The following is a 13,546-nucleotide window of genomic DNA, read 5'->3' as shown; positions in this document are numbered from 1 at the left end:
ACGGGCGATCAGGGCCGGGTCACCGTCCCTGCCGGGGGCCGGTTCCACCGTGATCCGCAACTGCGGGACGTGCGCCTCGTCCTCGGCCACCTCCACCGCGAAGCGGCCCGGGACCCAGTCGTGGACGCCGGGCTGTTCCACGCCACCACTCGTGTCGTGTCGGGATCGACCTGCGGAGGCGGACGTTACCGGCAGCGAGAACCCGGGGGGTGAGGGCGTGAGGCGGCGGCCATCGGGTAGGTGCTACGACGCCAGGGAAGACACCGCCCCGCGGGAGATCCCATGAGCGTCACCCTCGTCCATCCCCGCCCGAAGTTCCGTCCGGCCTCGCTCGTCGAGCCGCCGCCGTCGGGCTACGTCCATCTCGCTGCGACGCTCCGGCCGCCGGCGCCCGGCCTCGGCAGGCCGGGCCACAACCGGGACCGGATGCTCCTGCTCGACATGCTGCGCGCCGAGGCCGAGGACCTGGCCAGCCTGGCCGAGGTCAAGCGGGCCAGCGTGTACCGGGCGGCCGCCGCGGCGCCGCCGATCGGCTGGATCCCGCCCGACGGCCCGCCCCGCGCCCCGCACGACGTGGCCGTCCTGGTGGAGACCAGAACGCCGCAGGACATTCCGGCCGTGCAGCGCGCCGTCGCCTTCCGGGACCTGCTCCGACGCCTCGAACACCATGGCCGGGAGGTGCGGGTGCTCACCGCCCGCTGCGGCAAGTGCGTGGCCGACGTCGACCGCACCCGGCAGGGGCTGTTCCTCTTCCACTACCTCGCCGGTGAGGACCCGCGCCGCGTCGCCGAGCTCTGGGAGCACCTCACCGGCTGGTACGCCGCGGAGACCGGCCTGGACAACGCGCTGCTGCTCGAACCCCTCGACTCCGATGCCTCGCCCTACACCCACGTGGGTCACGCCCGCTGGGACCTCAGCCTGCCCGCCGCCGCGTTGCGGCAGTTCGGCAAGCCGAGCTTCTACCGCTTCCTGCGGCCCACGCTCCGGGAGAACCACACCACCGCGATGCCGGTGCTGTATCACCTCGTACGACTGCGGGACCGCTGAGCGCGCCCGGTACGGCCGGCCAGGGTCAGCGCGTCGTCGCGCGCCGCGTCACGAGACCGATGAGCGCGGCGACCGCGGCCAGCGCCGCGACGCTGGTCAGCGCGGCGGGAAGCGAGAACCAGTCCGCCATGAAACCGATGGCCGGCGGGCCGAGCAGCATGCCGCCGTAGCCGAGGGTGGAGGCGATCGCCACCCCGCTGGGGCCCGCGAGGGTCCCCGCGCGTTCGACGGCGACAGGGAAGAGGTTGGCGAGGCCCAGCCCGGTGACGGCGAAACCGATCAGGGCCGCCCACAGGGAGGGCGCCAGGGCGCCGGTCAGCATGCCGGCCGCGGCGGTGGTGCCGCCGACGACGACGGTACGGGTGCGGCCGAGCCGTTCCAGCAGGGTCGTGCCGGTCAGCCGCCCGGCCGTCATGGCCAGCGCGAAGCAGGAGTACCCGAGGGCCGCGGCCCCGGCGGAGCCGCCGAGGTCCTGTTCCAGGTGCAGGGCGCCCCAGTCGGCCATGGCGCCCTCGCCGTAAGCCGTGCACAGGGCGATGAGACCGAAGACGACGACCAGGCCGCGGGTCCGTGCGTCCGGCGGGCGTGTGCCGTCGTGCGGGGCGCCGTCCGGCCGGTCAGGGGGGCGCGGCGGCTCGATGCGCAGCAGGGCGCGTCCGGCGACGGCGGTCACCAGCAGCCCGAGGAGGGTCAGGCCGAAGAGATGCCATGCGGGGGAGAGGTGCCCGGCGACCAGCCCGCCGAGGGCGGCACCGAGCATGCCGCCCAGGCTGAACGCGGCGTGGAAGCTGGGCATGATCGGCCGGCGCAGGGCGGTGACGAGGTCGACGGCCGCGCTGTTGAAGGCGACGTTGATGCCGCCGTAGGCGGCGCCGAAGAGGAGCAGGACGAGACCCAGGGCGAGTGCCGAGTGGGTGTGCGGGGGCAGCGCGACGCTCAGCGACAGCAGGACGCCGCAGACCACGGTCACCGGGTGGCTGCCGAAGCGTCGGCAGAGGCGGCCGGTGAGCATCATCGTGACGACCGCGCCGGCGGAGACGCCGAGGAGGGCCAGGCCGAGGGCGCTGGCGGAGGCCCCGGTCTGCTGTTTGATCGCGGGGATGCGGACGACCCAGCCGGCGAAGACGAAGCCGTCGAGGGCGAAGAAGACCGTGAGGACGACACGGAGCCGGACGAGGTCGCTTCGGGGGCCCGGCACGGCGCTGTGCGAACGGGCTTTGTTTATTTGCGGCACAAACTCAGGCTAGGTGAGGTCCGGCGGCGCGGACAAGGGCGGGGTTCGCATCCGGGAAGGGCGCGGAAGCGGTAGATCCGCCCGGCCGGCGGGCAGAACCGGACCATGGAGCACCGCAAAGTCCCAACACGTATGTGGAGGTGGTGACTTGACCGTCATCGTCGGCCTGGTCCATCGTCGGCGCGTCCACCTCGCGGGCGACTCCGCGGGCAGCAGCGGGTCCCAGCTCACCATCCGCCGCGACCCGAAGGTCTTCACCAACGGCCCCTACGTCCTCGGCTTCACCACCTCGTTCCGCATGGGTCAGCTCCTGCACCACGCCTTCAAGGCCCCGCACCCCGAGGGCGACCTCGACCGTTTCATGGTCACCACCTTCGTCGACGCCGTCCGTACCTGCCTCAAGGACGGCGGATGGGCCCGCAAGGACTCCGAACAGGAACAGGCGGGCTCCTTCCTCGTCGGCGTCCACGGCCGCCTCTTCGAGATCCACGACGACTATCAGGTCGGTGAGCGCGCCGAGGGCTACGCCGCCGTGGGCTGCGGCGACGACCTGGCGCTGGGCGCCCTGCACGCCACGGCCGGGCTCGGCCTCAAACCGCGCGAGCGCCTCACCGCCGCCCTGCGCGCGGCGGACCACCACAGCACGTTCGTCGCCGCGCCGTACGTCTTCGCCAGGACACCCCGCTGAACGCGCCGTCCGCCGGCCCGCTTCCCGCCCGAGCGGCACGATCGGCCGCGCGCGAGAGGGCCGAAAGGTGTTTGAGCGGCCACGATGCGGCCACGCGACATGTATGACCCAGTCGAAGCGTGAGACCGAGCGAAAGTACGCCGCTCCGCCGGCCGGCGACACCGCCTGGCTCCGCGAGCTCACCGGCGTGGACGGCGTCGTGTCGGTCGTGGAGCGGGGGTCCGAGGACCTGGACGCCGTGTACCACGACACCGAGGACCTGCGCCTGGCCGGCGCGTCCGCCACGCTGCGGCGCAGGACGGGCGGCCACGATGCCGGCTGGCACCTGAAGCTGCCCCTGCCCGGAGACAGCCGGGAGGAGGTCCAGGCCCCGGTGTCCCAGACGATCCCGGACGACCTGCGCGCCCTGGCCCTCTCCCGGACCCGCGGGGCGCCGCTGGCCCCCGTGGTCCGCGTCCGCTCCACCCGCAGCACACGCGACCTCCTCGGCCGCGACGACGAGAAGCTGGCCGAGCTGACCATCGACAGCGTCCACGCCGAGTCGCTCGGCGCCACCACCACGCTGGCCGCCTGGACCGAGATGGAGGTCGAGCTCGCCGAGGGCGCCGACCCCGCGGTCCTGGACCGCGTGGACAAGGCGCTGCGCAAGAGCGGCATCGAGCGGGCGCCTCACTCGTCCAAGCTGGCCCGGGCGCTGGAGGAGACGGGTCTCGGCGCGCCGCGCCTGCCGGACGCCCGTGCCGAGAAGGTCGTCCCCGGCTCGGCGGGCGACGAGGTCCTGCGGTACGTCGACGAGCAGGTACGCGCCCTCGTGGACCTCGATCCCGCCGTGCGGCGCGACCTGCCCGACGCGGTGCACCAGTTCCGCGTCGCCTGCCGCAGGCTGCGCAGCGTCCTGCGGTCGTACCGGTCCGTGCTGGACCGGGCGGTCACCGATCCGATCCGCCGGGAGCTGAAGTGGCTGGGCGGGGAGCTGGCCGAGGCGCGCGACCACGAGGTCCTCGAGGAACGCCTCCGCGGACGCGTCGAGGCCTCAACCCCCGAGCTGGTCCTCGGGCCCGTGGCCGCCCGGCTGAAGGCGTGGCACGTCGCGGGCACCGCCGAGGCGCGCCGGCGCACCCTCGACGCCCTGAACTCGCCGCGCTATCTCGCCCTGCTGGACGCGCTCGCCGCGCTGACGCAGCAGCCCCCGGTGCGCCGCAAGGCGGCCCGCAAGCCGAGCAAGGCGATGCCCAAGGCGATCCTCAAGGAGTACGACCGCCTCGCCGCGCGCGTGACGCACGCGCTGGACCTGCCGCCGGGCAAGGACCTCGACGTGGCCCTGCACGAGGCCCGCAAGGCCGCCAAGAAGACGCGCTACGCCACCGAACCGGCGCGGGCCTCGCTCGGCAAGCCCGCCAAGCGGTTCGGCAAACGCGTGAAGGCCGTCCAGAAGGTCCTCGGGGACCACCAGGACAGCGTCGTGGCCCGTGACAGCCTGCGGAAGCAGGCCGTGGCCGCGCACGCCGCCGGAGAGCCCGGTTTCACCTGGGGGCTGCTGTACGGCCAGGAGCAGGCCGCGGCCGCCGAACGCGAGCGGCAACTGCCGGAGGTGTGGGCGCGGACCTCGAAGCGACGCCTGCGCAAGCGGCTCGCCCGCTGAAACCCCGGGCCGCCGTGGGGGCCCGGTCCCTCACCGTCGAGTGTGACCACGTCTCGACGAGGGGGAGATGGCGGTCGCGTCCATCGCCGCCGGGCACGGCCTGGAGACGGCCGCCACGACCCGGCGGCCCGACAGGGCGGACGCGCTCACCGCGGCCGGCGTCGACCACGTGGTCCTCGACGACGGGGAGCCGCCGGCGAAGGGCCTGCACGAGATCTGGCCCGAGGGCCCCGACCTCGTGCTGGACCTGACATCGCCGCCGCCCACCGCCACATGGAGGACGACCGGGCCGAGGGGAAGCTCGTGATGCTGCCCCAGGCCCTGTCGTTTGGATCGGCTCGGCGTCGCGGGGCCTGGCACGCACTCCCCCAGAGGGGGCACCCTCAGCCGCGTTGTCGTCACTCGCCGACTCCCCCACTCTCGGCTTCGCTCGAGCGGGGGGACCCCCATCGCGTCGACTCCCTCCTCCGCCTTGCAGCCGCACGCACCAGACCCCGCTCGGGTCGGCCATGACGCACTGCCCCCGACAGCCGACCTGATACAAACGACAGGACCTAGCCGCGGTCCACGCTCACCGCGCGCCCTGCCGCAGGCGGGCGAAGAGGGGGCGTGTGGGCGGCAGTACGCCGTCCACGGCGCTCACCCGTTCCGCGATCCGTGCCGCCGCCTCGGGGACGAACGGCCGGAGCTCCTCACCCAGCACCCGGCAGCCCGTGACCAGGGCGGCGAGGACCGCGTCGAGGCGTTCGGCCGCGGCGGCGTTGCCCTGCCGCTCCGCCCGGGCGAGCTCCCAGGGGCGGGTGGCGTCGATGCAGCGGTTGGCCTCCTCCACGATGTTCCAGGCGGCCTGCACGGCCCGGCGGAAGTCGTGGTCCGCCAGTGCGGCGTCGATCCCGCCGGGCGCCGCCGCGCACGCTCGCAGCAGCGCGGCCACGGCGAACCGGTCACCGCCCAGGGCGGGCACCACGCCGCCGCGATACCGGTGGACCATGGTCACGACGCGGTGGACCAGGTTGCCCAGGCCGCCGGCGAAGTCGGCGTCGGCGCGTGCGGCGAGCCGGTCACGGGTGAAGTCGGCGTCCCCGACACGGGGGACCTCGCGCAGCAGCCACCAGCGCACCGCGTCCGTGCCGAAGGCGTCGACCAGGGCCACCGGATCGACGTCGGCACCGCCCGACTTGCTGATCTTGCGGCCGTCCACGGTGAGGTAGTCGTGGACGAGGACGTCGGTGGGCAGCGGTAGCCCCGCAGACAGCAGCACGGCCGGCCAGTACACCGCGTGGAAGCGAACAACGCCCTTGCCCACCAGATGTGTTCGGCGTTCGCCGGTCACCCATTACTGCTCGTACGCGGGGTCGTCGGTGCCGTAGCCGAGGCTGGTGACGTAGTTGCCCAGGGCGTCCCACCACACGTAGACGACCTGGCTCGGATCGTCGGGCACGGGGATGCCCCAGCCGCGGGCGCGTGTGTGGGAGCGGGAGACGGAGAAGTCGCGCAGGCCACCCGCGAGGAACGCGAGGACCTCGTTGCGGCGGGCGGCGGGCTCCACCCGCAGGGCGCCCCCGGAGATCAGCTCCTGGAGCCGGCCGGCATAGCGGGACAGCCGGAAGAACCAGTTCTCCTCCGCCACGCGTTGCGGTGCCGTGCCGTGCTCGGCACACCGCCCGTCGACCAGCTCGTCCTCGGTGAAGAACTGCTCGCAGCCCACGCAGTACAGACCCGAGTACTCCTTGCGGTACAGGTCGCCCGCCGCGGCGCACCGCCGCCACAGGCGCTCCACGCCGACCCGGTGGCGCGGGTCGCTGCTGGTGCGGATGAAGTCGTCGGTCGACAGTGCCAGCGGGGTCCGCAGCGCGGCGAACGCGTCGGCGTTGCAGTCGACCAGCGTCCGGACGTCCACGCCTTCCGCCTCGGCGGCCAGGACATTCTTCAGGGAGTTGTCGTCGGTGCCGGTCAGCAGCCGCACCCGGTCACCCCTCAGGCGCCGGTGGCGGGCCAGCGTGTCCGCCTGCACCAGCTCCAGGGCGAAGCCCAGATGCGGGCGTGCGTTGACGTACGGAATGGTCGTGGTGATGTAGTGCCGTCGGGTGCTCATGTGCCCTCCCACCGGGTGGCGGGGCCGGGTGCGCACAACACGTCGAGGCCCCGTCCCGGGGCCTCGGATTCGGTACGCGTACGCGCTCAGCAGCCCCGTGAGCGGGGCATCATCCGGCGCTGAGGCGAAAGCGTGATCATGGCGTCGAGGGTAGCGGCGGCGCCTCGCGGAGGGCACGCGAATTTCTCGACGTCGGGGGCGACGCCGGCGCGGGCTTCCTGATGAGTTCCCGCGGCTCCGGGGTGGGCCGGGAGTCGCACCGGTCCCACCCGGGAGCCCGCGCCGGCGTGCGGGGATCAGGCCGTGTGCAACGTCAGCCCGTACCGGTTGAGGATCTCGTTGACGGGCTGGTACCAGGTCTCTCCGCCGGAGCTGCAGTTGCCCCAGCCGCCGGAGGTGACGCCCTGTGCCTGGTCACCGCTGATGAAGGAGCCGCCGGAGTCGCCCGGCTCGGCGCACACGCTCGTCTTCGTCATCTGGTAGACGGCGCCCTGGCTGTAGTTGACCGTCTCGTTCTTGGCCAGGACGGTGCCGCAGTGCCAGTGGCTGGTGGAGCCGGAGCGGCAGATCGAGGCGCCGACCGGGGCCTCGGCCGAGCCGCGGACGAGCTGGTCGGAGACGGTGCCCCAGCCGAGCACGACCGGGACGGTCCACCAGCCGCTGCCGACGTTCACCCAGGCGTAGTCGTTGTCCGGGAACGAGGAGCCCTGGAAGTTGCCTATGTAGGAGTGGTCCCAGCCGTACACCGCGCCGGTGTGCTGGTCGCAGTGCCCGGCGGTGATGAAGCCGCCGTACACCGAGAAGCCGATGGAGCAGCGGACGTTGCCCGTGTAGTAGGGGTCGCCGCCCACGGTCCCGGCGGCGAAGGTGCGCGGCGCCCCGCCGGACTCCTCGACGCTGACGGGCCCGGCCTGGCGGGCACGGGCCAGGAACGCTCGGACATCGTTGTCATCACGGTGTGCGGCGGCGACGTCCACGACGACCTTGTTGGCCTTCGGATCGACGTGCCAGCTGCCGACCCCGGCGGGCGCGGACAGGGCGTCGATGCGCGCCTTCGCCGCGTCGAGCCGTCGCGCGCTGTGCCGCACGAGCTTCACGGTCGCCCCGGTCGCGCGGACGGCCTCGGTGTTCGCGCCGCGGGTGACGGCGACGGTGAGCCTGCCGGTGGCCGGGTCGAACCAGGAGCCGCCGTAGGAGGCCCCCGCGGCCCGCTTGGCCTTGCGTTCCACGGCCGTGGCGGTCTTCTCGGCGGCCAGCCGGCTCCTGGCCTGCGCGTCGGTGAGGCCGAGGTCGTGCCGCATCGCGGTCAGGAGGGAGGCGGAGGCGGGTGCCTCGGAGGAGGAGTGCGCGGGGGAGTCCGCGGCGGAGGCGGGCAGGCTGCTCGCGGTGGCCCAGGTGCCGAGCAGGAGGAGCGCGGACAGGCCGGTGCGCAGGGATGTGATGCGTCTCAAGGGGGTGCCCCTTCGTTGTTCCAGCAGGGTGGGGGTGGAACAGCAGAACGGTGAGAGCGCTCTCAGGGGGTGCGCGGCAGATCCTAGTCGGTGATCATGGTCAGGTCTATGCCAATCGGCAAGGGAATTGGGGGAATTGGCGGCCCGTCACTCGTCGTCGAGCACCCGGTCGTCCAGATGGGCGCCGTAGAACGCGCTCTGACGGGTCATGATGTCGCGCATCGACGTCCCTCGGGGCACCCCGTACACCGTCCCCGGGAAGTCCAACTCGCGCTGCACCTCCCACAGTTCCTCGTGCTGGTGCGGAGCGAAGAGCCGTGCCGGGTCGCCCGCGGCGATCCAGCCGATGGGGACGACGGTGCCGGGCGCGAGCCGGGAGCCCACGTGCAGCACGCTGTTGATGCGCAGTTCGGCTCCCGCGCCCGCCACCGAGCCCGGGAACAGCGAGGCGCCCGTGGCGACGAAGACCTCGTCCTCGACGACCGCGCCGTTGACATGGGTGTGCGGGCCGATCAGCACGGCGTCCCCGACGACGGCCGGATGCCGGGCGCGTCCGCGCACGAGGGCGTGTTCCATCACCACCGTGTGCGCGCCGACGCGGACCTCGCCGTCCTCGGCCGTCAGCACGGCGCCGTGCAGCACCCGGGCGCCCTCACCCAGGACGACCGCCCCGCAGAGGGTCGCGCCGGGCGCCACGTACGCGGAGTCGGGCACGAGCGGCCGCCGGCCGCGGTGTTCGATCAGCATGGGCGGTGAGCCCCCTTCCGCGCCGTCAGTGATCCGATGCGCGCAGACTAACGCGGGCCGCCGACAGCGGCTCGGCAGCCTGGGGAAAACCCCCGGGCCGGACGGGGGACGGCCGTGTTCCGCCGGAGCGCCTACGCCCGTAGCGTCGCGTCCGTGACCACGATCGGCTGGAAGCGTCCGCCCGGCGTCGGCGGGTCGGCGGCGGGGCCGGATGCGTAGCCGCCCGATGCCCGGCCCCGGCTCAGGGCACCCCGCATCACGGACGGGGCCCGCCCTGCGGAACGTCCTCGGCGCTCCCCTCACCGCCCGCGCCGGGGCCGAACTCGCCTACTGCCTGGTCGGCTTTCCCCTCGCCCTGGCCGGCTTCCTCCCGGTGGCCGTGTTCCTGGCCCTCGGCGCCGGCCTCACCGTCTCCCTCCTCGGTGCCGTCCTCGGCCTGCTGCTGATCGTCACGGCGATCGGCCTCGCGCGCGCCCTCTCCGAGGTCCACCGCCGGCTCGCCGCAGGGCTGCTGGGGGAGCGTGTGCCGGCGCCGGCCGGGACCCGGCCGACGGGAGGGGCGGTCGCACGGCTGGACGCCCGGCTGCGGGACGCGGTGGGCTGGCGGTCGGTGGCGTACGTCCTGGTGAAGCTGCCCGTCGCCACCTTCGGCATGTACGCGGCCGGCTGGTGGCTCACCGGTCTGATCGACCTCTCCGCGCCCCTGCGCTTCGGCCAACGGGACATGCCGACGATCGCCCCGCTCCCGGTGGGTGGGGGAGCACCGTACAGCACCTCTCTCGCCGGCACCTTCGTCGCGGCGGCCGTCGGCGCGGTCACCCTGCTGACGGCGCCCTGGGTCACGCGGGGCGTGGTCGCCGTCGACCGGTGGCTGGTGCGGGCCCTGCTCGGACCCGGCGAACTGGCCGAGCGGGTACGCGACCTGGAGGAGACCCGTGCCCTCGCCGTCGACGACTCGGCCGCCCTGCTGCGCCGCCTGGAACGCGACCTGCACGACGGGGCGCAGGTGAGGCTCGTCGCGCTGGCCCTGAGCCTGGACATGGCCAGGGAACGCCTGGGCGCCGACGGCGATCCGGTGGCCGACCCCGGCCGGGTGCGGCAGCTGGTGGACCTGGCGCACCGCAACGCCACCGAGGCCCTGACCGAGCTGCGCGACCTGGCCCGCGGCCTCCATCCGCCCGCCCTCGACGACGGTCTGCCCGACGCCCTCGCCACGCTCGCGGCGCGCAGCGCCCTCCCCGTCGAGCTGGCCGTCGACGTGCCCGAACGGCCCACCCCCGCCATCGAGACGATCGCCTACTTCTGCGCCGCCGAACTGCTCACCAACGTCATCCGGCACAGCGGCGCCCGCCGCGCCGCGCTGAGAGTCACCGGGCAGCACGGCGCCCTGCGGCTGGGCGTCAGTGACGACGGGCGCGGCGGAGCACGGGAGGGGACCGGCAGCGGTCTGACGGGGCTGGCGCAACGCGTCCGCACGGTCGACGGCACGCTGGAGATCAGCAGTCCGGTGGGCGGGCCCACGACGGTGACGGTGGTGCTGCCGCTGCGTGCGTGAGTAGCCTGCGTGACCATGACGCGCGTTTGGTTGCCGCCCCTGCTGATCCTGCTGTGCGGTGCGGCCCTGGCGGCGGAGCTCGCCCTCGACGGCAGCCCCGTCCAGGCCGCGGTGGTCCTGCTGGTGTTCCTGGTGCTCGCGGCCGTCAACTCCCCCTTGATCTTCCCCAAGTCGGTCGACGCGCAGGAGGCGCAGCGCCGCAGCACCGCCGACGGCCGGCCCGTCGTCTACTGGCGGCCGGGCTGTACGTACTGTGTGCGCCTGCGGCTCCGGCTGGGCCGTCGGGCGAGGCGGCTGCACTGGGTCGACATCCGGCGCGACCCCGCCGGAGCGGCGGTGGTGCGGGCCGCCAACGGCGGCGACGAGACCGTGCCGACCGTCGTCGTCGGGGGCCGGGCGCACACCAACCCCGATCCGGAATGGGTGCGCCGACAGCTCTCCAGCGCCCCGTGACCGGACTCGCCGCACGACTGCGGCACGTCTACTGGATCGGCGGCGGGAGCGGGGCGGGCAAGTCGACGGTCGCCCGCCGGCTCGCCGACCGTCATGGCTGGCGGCTGTACGCGACCGACGACGTGATGCCGGACCACGCCGCCCGGACCACACCCGACGAAGCCCCCTTCCTGCACGCCTTCCTGGCGATGGACATGGACGAGCGATGGGTGAACCGGCCTCCGCAGGTCATGCTGGAGACCTTCCACTGGTTCCGCGGCGAGGGCTTCGGGCTGATCGTCGAGGACCTGCTGCGGCTGCCGCCGCAACCCTGCGTCGTCGTCGAGGGCTTTCGGCTGCTGCCGCACCTCGTGCGGCCGCTCCTGGCCGCTCCCGAGCACGCGGTCTGGCTCCTGCCGACCCGCGAATTCCGCCGGGCTGCCTTCCGGAGCCGCTCGGCTCCCGGCGAAGGGTTCCTGTGGCGGACCAGCGATCCGGAGCGGGCCGGCCGCAACCTCGCCGAACGCGACGGCCTGTTCACCGAACACCTGCGGGCGGAGACCGAGCGCCTGGGACTGCGCGCCGTCCCGGTCGACACCGCCATGACGGAGGACGCCCTCACCCAGGAGGTGACCAGGGCGTTCCGGCTGTGACCGCGGCTCAGAACCAGTGCAGGCAGTGCGGGGTGCGCTCGGCCGCGAAGAACGCGTCGGCGAGGGCGGCCGCACTGCGGTGGTGGGCCCGGACGTGTCCGGCCCGCACGAGTGTGCTCGGTGCGGTGCCGCCGAGGTAGACCGAGCCCAGGTCGCCGATGTCCAGGGACAGGTCGGGCGCCCGGCCCGTCGGGACGCAGTCGGCCTTGCCGTCCCGGACGGACAGCAGGTAGCGGTGCCGCTCGCCGAGGAAGGGGTCGTCGACCTCGAGGACGAGCTCGCCGTCCGTGAACCACCCGCGCGCGGTGAGCGCCCGCGGGACGTCGAGCAGCCGTACCCAGAGCCAGTCGGTGTGGTCGCTCTCCTGGCCGGCCCGGAAGTCCGTGAGCTGCCAGCGCAACGGGTGCCCGGGCGGCACATGTTTGAAGACGACCTGAGTGACCAGGTCATGTCCGAGGACGAACCGGGCCAGGGCCGTGAAGACGGCGTCGTCGGCGGTGATGGTCTCGTCGACCGTCAGGGTGCCGGAGTCGACCGAGTAGCTGGCGTAGCCGTCCGGGACGCCGTCGGAGTCCCGGTGGACGGCGATGTAGCGCGGCTTGGGCGCGATCGGGGGCTGTCCCGCGCGCAGGGCCCACCAGCGGTGCGGCCGGGACAGCGCGCCGGGCTGCGCGCGGCGGTAACGGTCGTAGACCTGCTCCAGGATCTCGCCGCACTCGGCACGCCGCAGCACCTCGACCGAGCCGGTCGCCGGGGCGCCGGCCGCTCCGCCCGCCCGGGGGTGGGCGAGGGCCGCCCGGTGGCGCGGCACCGTCAGCCGCTGCGTGTAGGTCGCCGGTCCGTAGCCGAACCTGCGGTAGATCAGGGCCTCGGAGGCCAGCAGCACCGAGAGGAAGTCGCCGCGGGCCCGCAGGTCGGTGAGCTGGTGCCGCATCATCGCGCTGAGCACGCCCTGGCGCCGGTGCGAGGGAAGGACGCCGACGGCGGTCACGCCGGGGGCCGGGACGAGGTTCTGGCCGGGCAGGGTGAGTTCGAAGGAGTAGGACGCGGCGGTGCCCATGGCCTTGCCGTCCGCCGTGCGGGCGAGCAGGCCGCGGTCCATCTCCAGTGCCGACCACCAGACCCCGCCGCCCCCTTCGGCCGGGGTCTCGGGGAACAGCCCGAACGCGGCGTGGAGCGTGTCGACGAAGACGTCGAGGTCCTCGTCGGTGGTGGGACGGATCTCCATCGCTGCCGCTGCCTCCTCGGACGGACCGGCACCACGACGCGTAGTGTCCCGCCACCATGCGGTGTCACCCCGTGGCGGGGTCAAGCGAATTACGGGATCATGCCGGGCATGCGCGTCGTGATCGCGGAGGACGCAGCCGTGCTGCGGGAACTGCTGGCCCTGATGCTCACCGAACGCGGCCACGAGGTGTGTGCGGCCGTCGGCGACGCCGACGCGCTGCGGACGGCCGTGGACCGACACCGGCCCGATGTCAGCGTGGTGGACATCAGGATGCCGCCGACCCACACCGACGAGGGCCTGCGGGCCGCGATCGACATGCGCCAACGGCGGCCCGGGACCGCGGTGTTGCTGTTCTCGCAGTACATCGAGACCAAGTACGCCACCCGGTTGCTCGCGGCCGGTTCCGCGGGCGTCGGCTATCTGCTCAAGGACCGGGTGGCCCATGTGGCGGAGTTCACCGACGCGTTGGGCCGGGTCGCGGCCGGCGGGACCGCCCTCGATCCCGAGGTGGTCACCCAACTCGCCGGCGCGGCACGGCGCGTCGACGGCCTCGGGGCGCTCACGGCACGCGAACGCGAGGTGCTGGAACTGATGGCGCAGGGCCGCTCGAACGCAGCGATCGGCCGGCGCCTGGAGGTGTCGGCGGGCACGGTGGAGAAACATGTCGCCGCGATCTTCGGCAAGTTGGGGCTGCCGGTGTCGGAAGACGCCAACCGGCGGGTGCTGGCGGTGCTGCGGTACCTGGGCGTGTGAGCGGCGGGGCCGTGCCGGTTC

Annotated in this window: 12 protein-coding genes and 1 pseudogene; 8 read left to right on the top strand and 5 right to left on the bottom strand. The window is 73.7% G+C overall.

What is annotated here, in order from left to right:
- Positions 1-282: 282 nt before the first annotated feature.
- A complete protein-coding gene (locus LN251_RS33820) occupies positions 283-1,047 on the top strand; it encodes a hypothetical protein (RefSeq protein WP_458247956.1) in 765 nt (254 codons plus the stop codon).
- Between the two features lie 25 nt (positions 1,048-1,072).
- Here LN251_RS33820 and LN251_RS33815 read toward each other — a convergent pair whose 3' ends face one another.
- Positions 1,073-2,245: an MFS transporter gene (locus tag LN251_RS33815; protein ID WP_458247955.1), complete on the bottom strand. Its 1,173-nt coding sequence runs from the start codon at positions 2,243-2,245 to the stop codon at positions 1,073-1,075.
- 184 nt (positions 2,246-2,429) lie between these two features.
- Here LN251_RS33815 and LN251_RS33810 point away from each other — a divergent pair, with 184 nt between their 5' ends.
- From LN251_RS33810 to LN251_RS33800, 3 genes are all read left to right on the top strand, one after another.
- Positions 2,430-2,969 carry a hypothetical protein gene (locus LN251_RS33810; RefSeq protein ID WP_458247954.1) on the top strand — a complete coding sequence of 180 codons (540 nt, stop codon included), beginning with the start codon at positions 2,430-2,432 and terminating at the stop codon, positions 2,967-2,969.
- Between the two features lie 103 nt (positions 2,970-3,072).
- Positions 3,073-4,611 (top strand): CYTH and CHAD domain-containing protein, encoded by a 1,539-nt coding sequence (locus tag LN251_RS33805; RefSeq protein WP_458247953.1) that lies wholly within the window; start codon positions 3,073-3,075, stop codon positions 4,609-4,611.
- Between the two features lie 67 nt (positions 4,612-4,678).
- Complete coding sequence (locus tag LN251_RS33800) at positions 4,679-4,918, top strand: hypothetical protein (RefSeq protein WP_458247952.1); 240 nt, start codon at positions 4,679-4,681, stop codon at positions 4,916-4,918.
- Between the two features lie 264 nt (positions 4,919-5,182).
- Here LN251_RS33800 and metG read toward each other — a convergent pair.
- From metG to LN251_RS33785, 3 genes and pseudogenes are all read right to left on the bottom strand, one after another.
- Positions 5,183-6,706, bottom strand: a pseudogene (gene metG / locus LN251_RS33795) (methionine--tRNA ligase).
- Between the two features lie 296 nt (positions 6,707-7,002).
- Entirely contained in the window at positions 7,003-8,157 is a 1,155-nt protein-coding gene (locus LN251_RS33790) for a S1 family peptidase (protein ID WP_458247951.1), read from the bottom strand.
- A gap of 147 nt (positions 8,158-8,304) precedes the next feature.
- Positions 8,305-8,904: a gamma carbonic anhydrase family protein gene (locus LN251_RS33785; RefSeq protein WP_458247950.1), complete on the bottom strand. Its 600-nt coding sequence runs from the start codon at positions 8,902-8,904 to the stop codon at positions 8,305-8,307.
- 211 nt (positions 8,905-9,115) lie between these two features.
- Here LN251_RS33785 and LN251_RS33780 point away from each other — a divergent pair, with 211 nt between their 5' ends.
- Genes LN251_RS33780 through LN251_RS33770 form a run of 3 tightly spaced genes read left to right on the top strand, consistent with a single transcriptional unit; the run spans position 9,116 to position 11,544 of the window.
- A complete protein-coding gene (locus LN251_RS33780) occupies positions 9,116-10,459 on the top strand; it encodes a sensor histidine kinase (protein WP_458247949.1) in 1,344 nt (447 codons plus the stop codon).
- A 15-nt stretch (positions 10,460-10,474) separates the two neighbouring features.
- Positions 10,475-10,912 carry a glutaredoxin domain-containing protein gene (locus LN251_RS33775; RefSeq protein WP_458247948.1) on the top strand — a complete coding sequence of 146 codons (438 nt, stop codon included), beginning with the start codon at positions 10,475-10,477 and terminating at the stop codon, positions 10,910-10,912.
- On the top strand, positions 10,909-11,544 hold the full coding sequence (locus tag LN251_RS33770) for a hypothetical protein (RefSeq protein ID WP_458247947.1): 636 nt from the start codon (positions 10,909-10,911) through the stop codon (positions 11,542-11,544). The genes LN251_RS33775 and LN251_RS33770 overlap by 4 nt, the downstream gene beginning before the upstream one ends.
- A gap of 7 nt (positions 11,545-11,551) precedes the next feature.
- Here LN251_RS33770 and LN251_RS33765 read toward each other — a convergent pair whose 3' ends face one another.
- Positions 11,552-12,772 carry a GNAT family N-acetyltransferase gene (locus tag LN251_RS33765; RefSeq protein WP_458247946.1) on the bottom strand — a complete coding sequence of 407 codons (1,221 nt, stop codon included), beginning with the start codon at positions 12,770-12,772 and terminating at the stop codon, positions 11,552-11,554.
- Between the two features lie 108 nt (positions 12,773-12,880).
- Between LN251_RS33765 and LN251_RS33760 the strand changes: the two genes are divergently transcribed.
- Positions 12,881-13,525: a LuxR C-terminal-related transcriptional regulator gene (locus LN251_RS33760; protein WP_458247945.1), complete on the top strand. Its 645-nt coding sequence runs from the start codon at positions 12,881-12,883 to the stop codon at positions 13,523-13,525.
- The last annotated feature ends 21 nt before the right edge of the window (positions 13,526-13,546 follow it).

Source organism: Streptomyces sp. MAI_2237, from assembly GCF_054189285.1.
The sequence above is the reverse complement of the archived record's forward strand: the minus strand, read 5'-3'. Positions and strand labels throughout refer to the sequence as shown.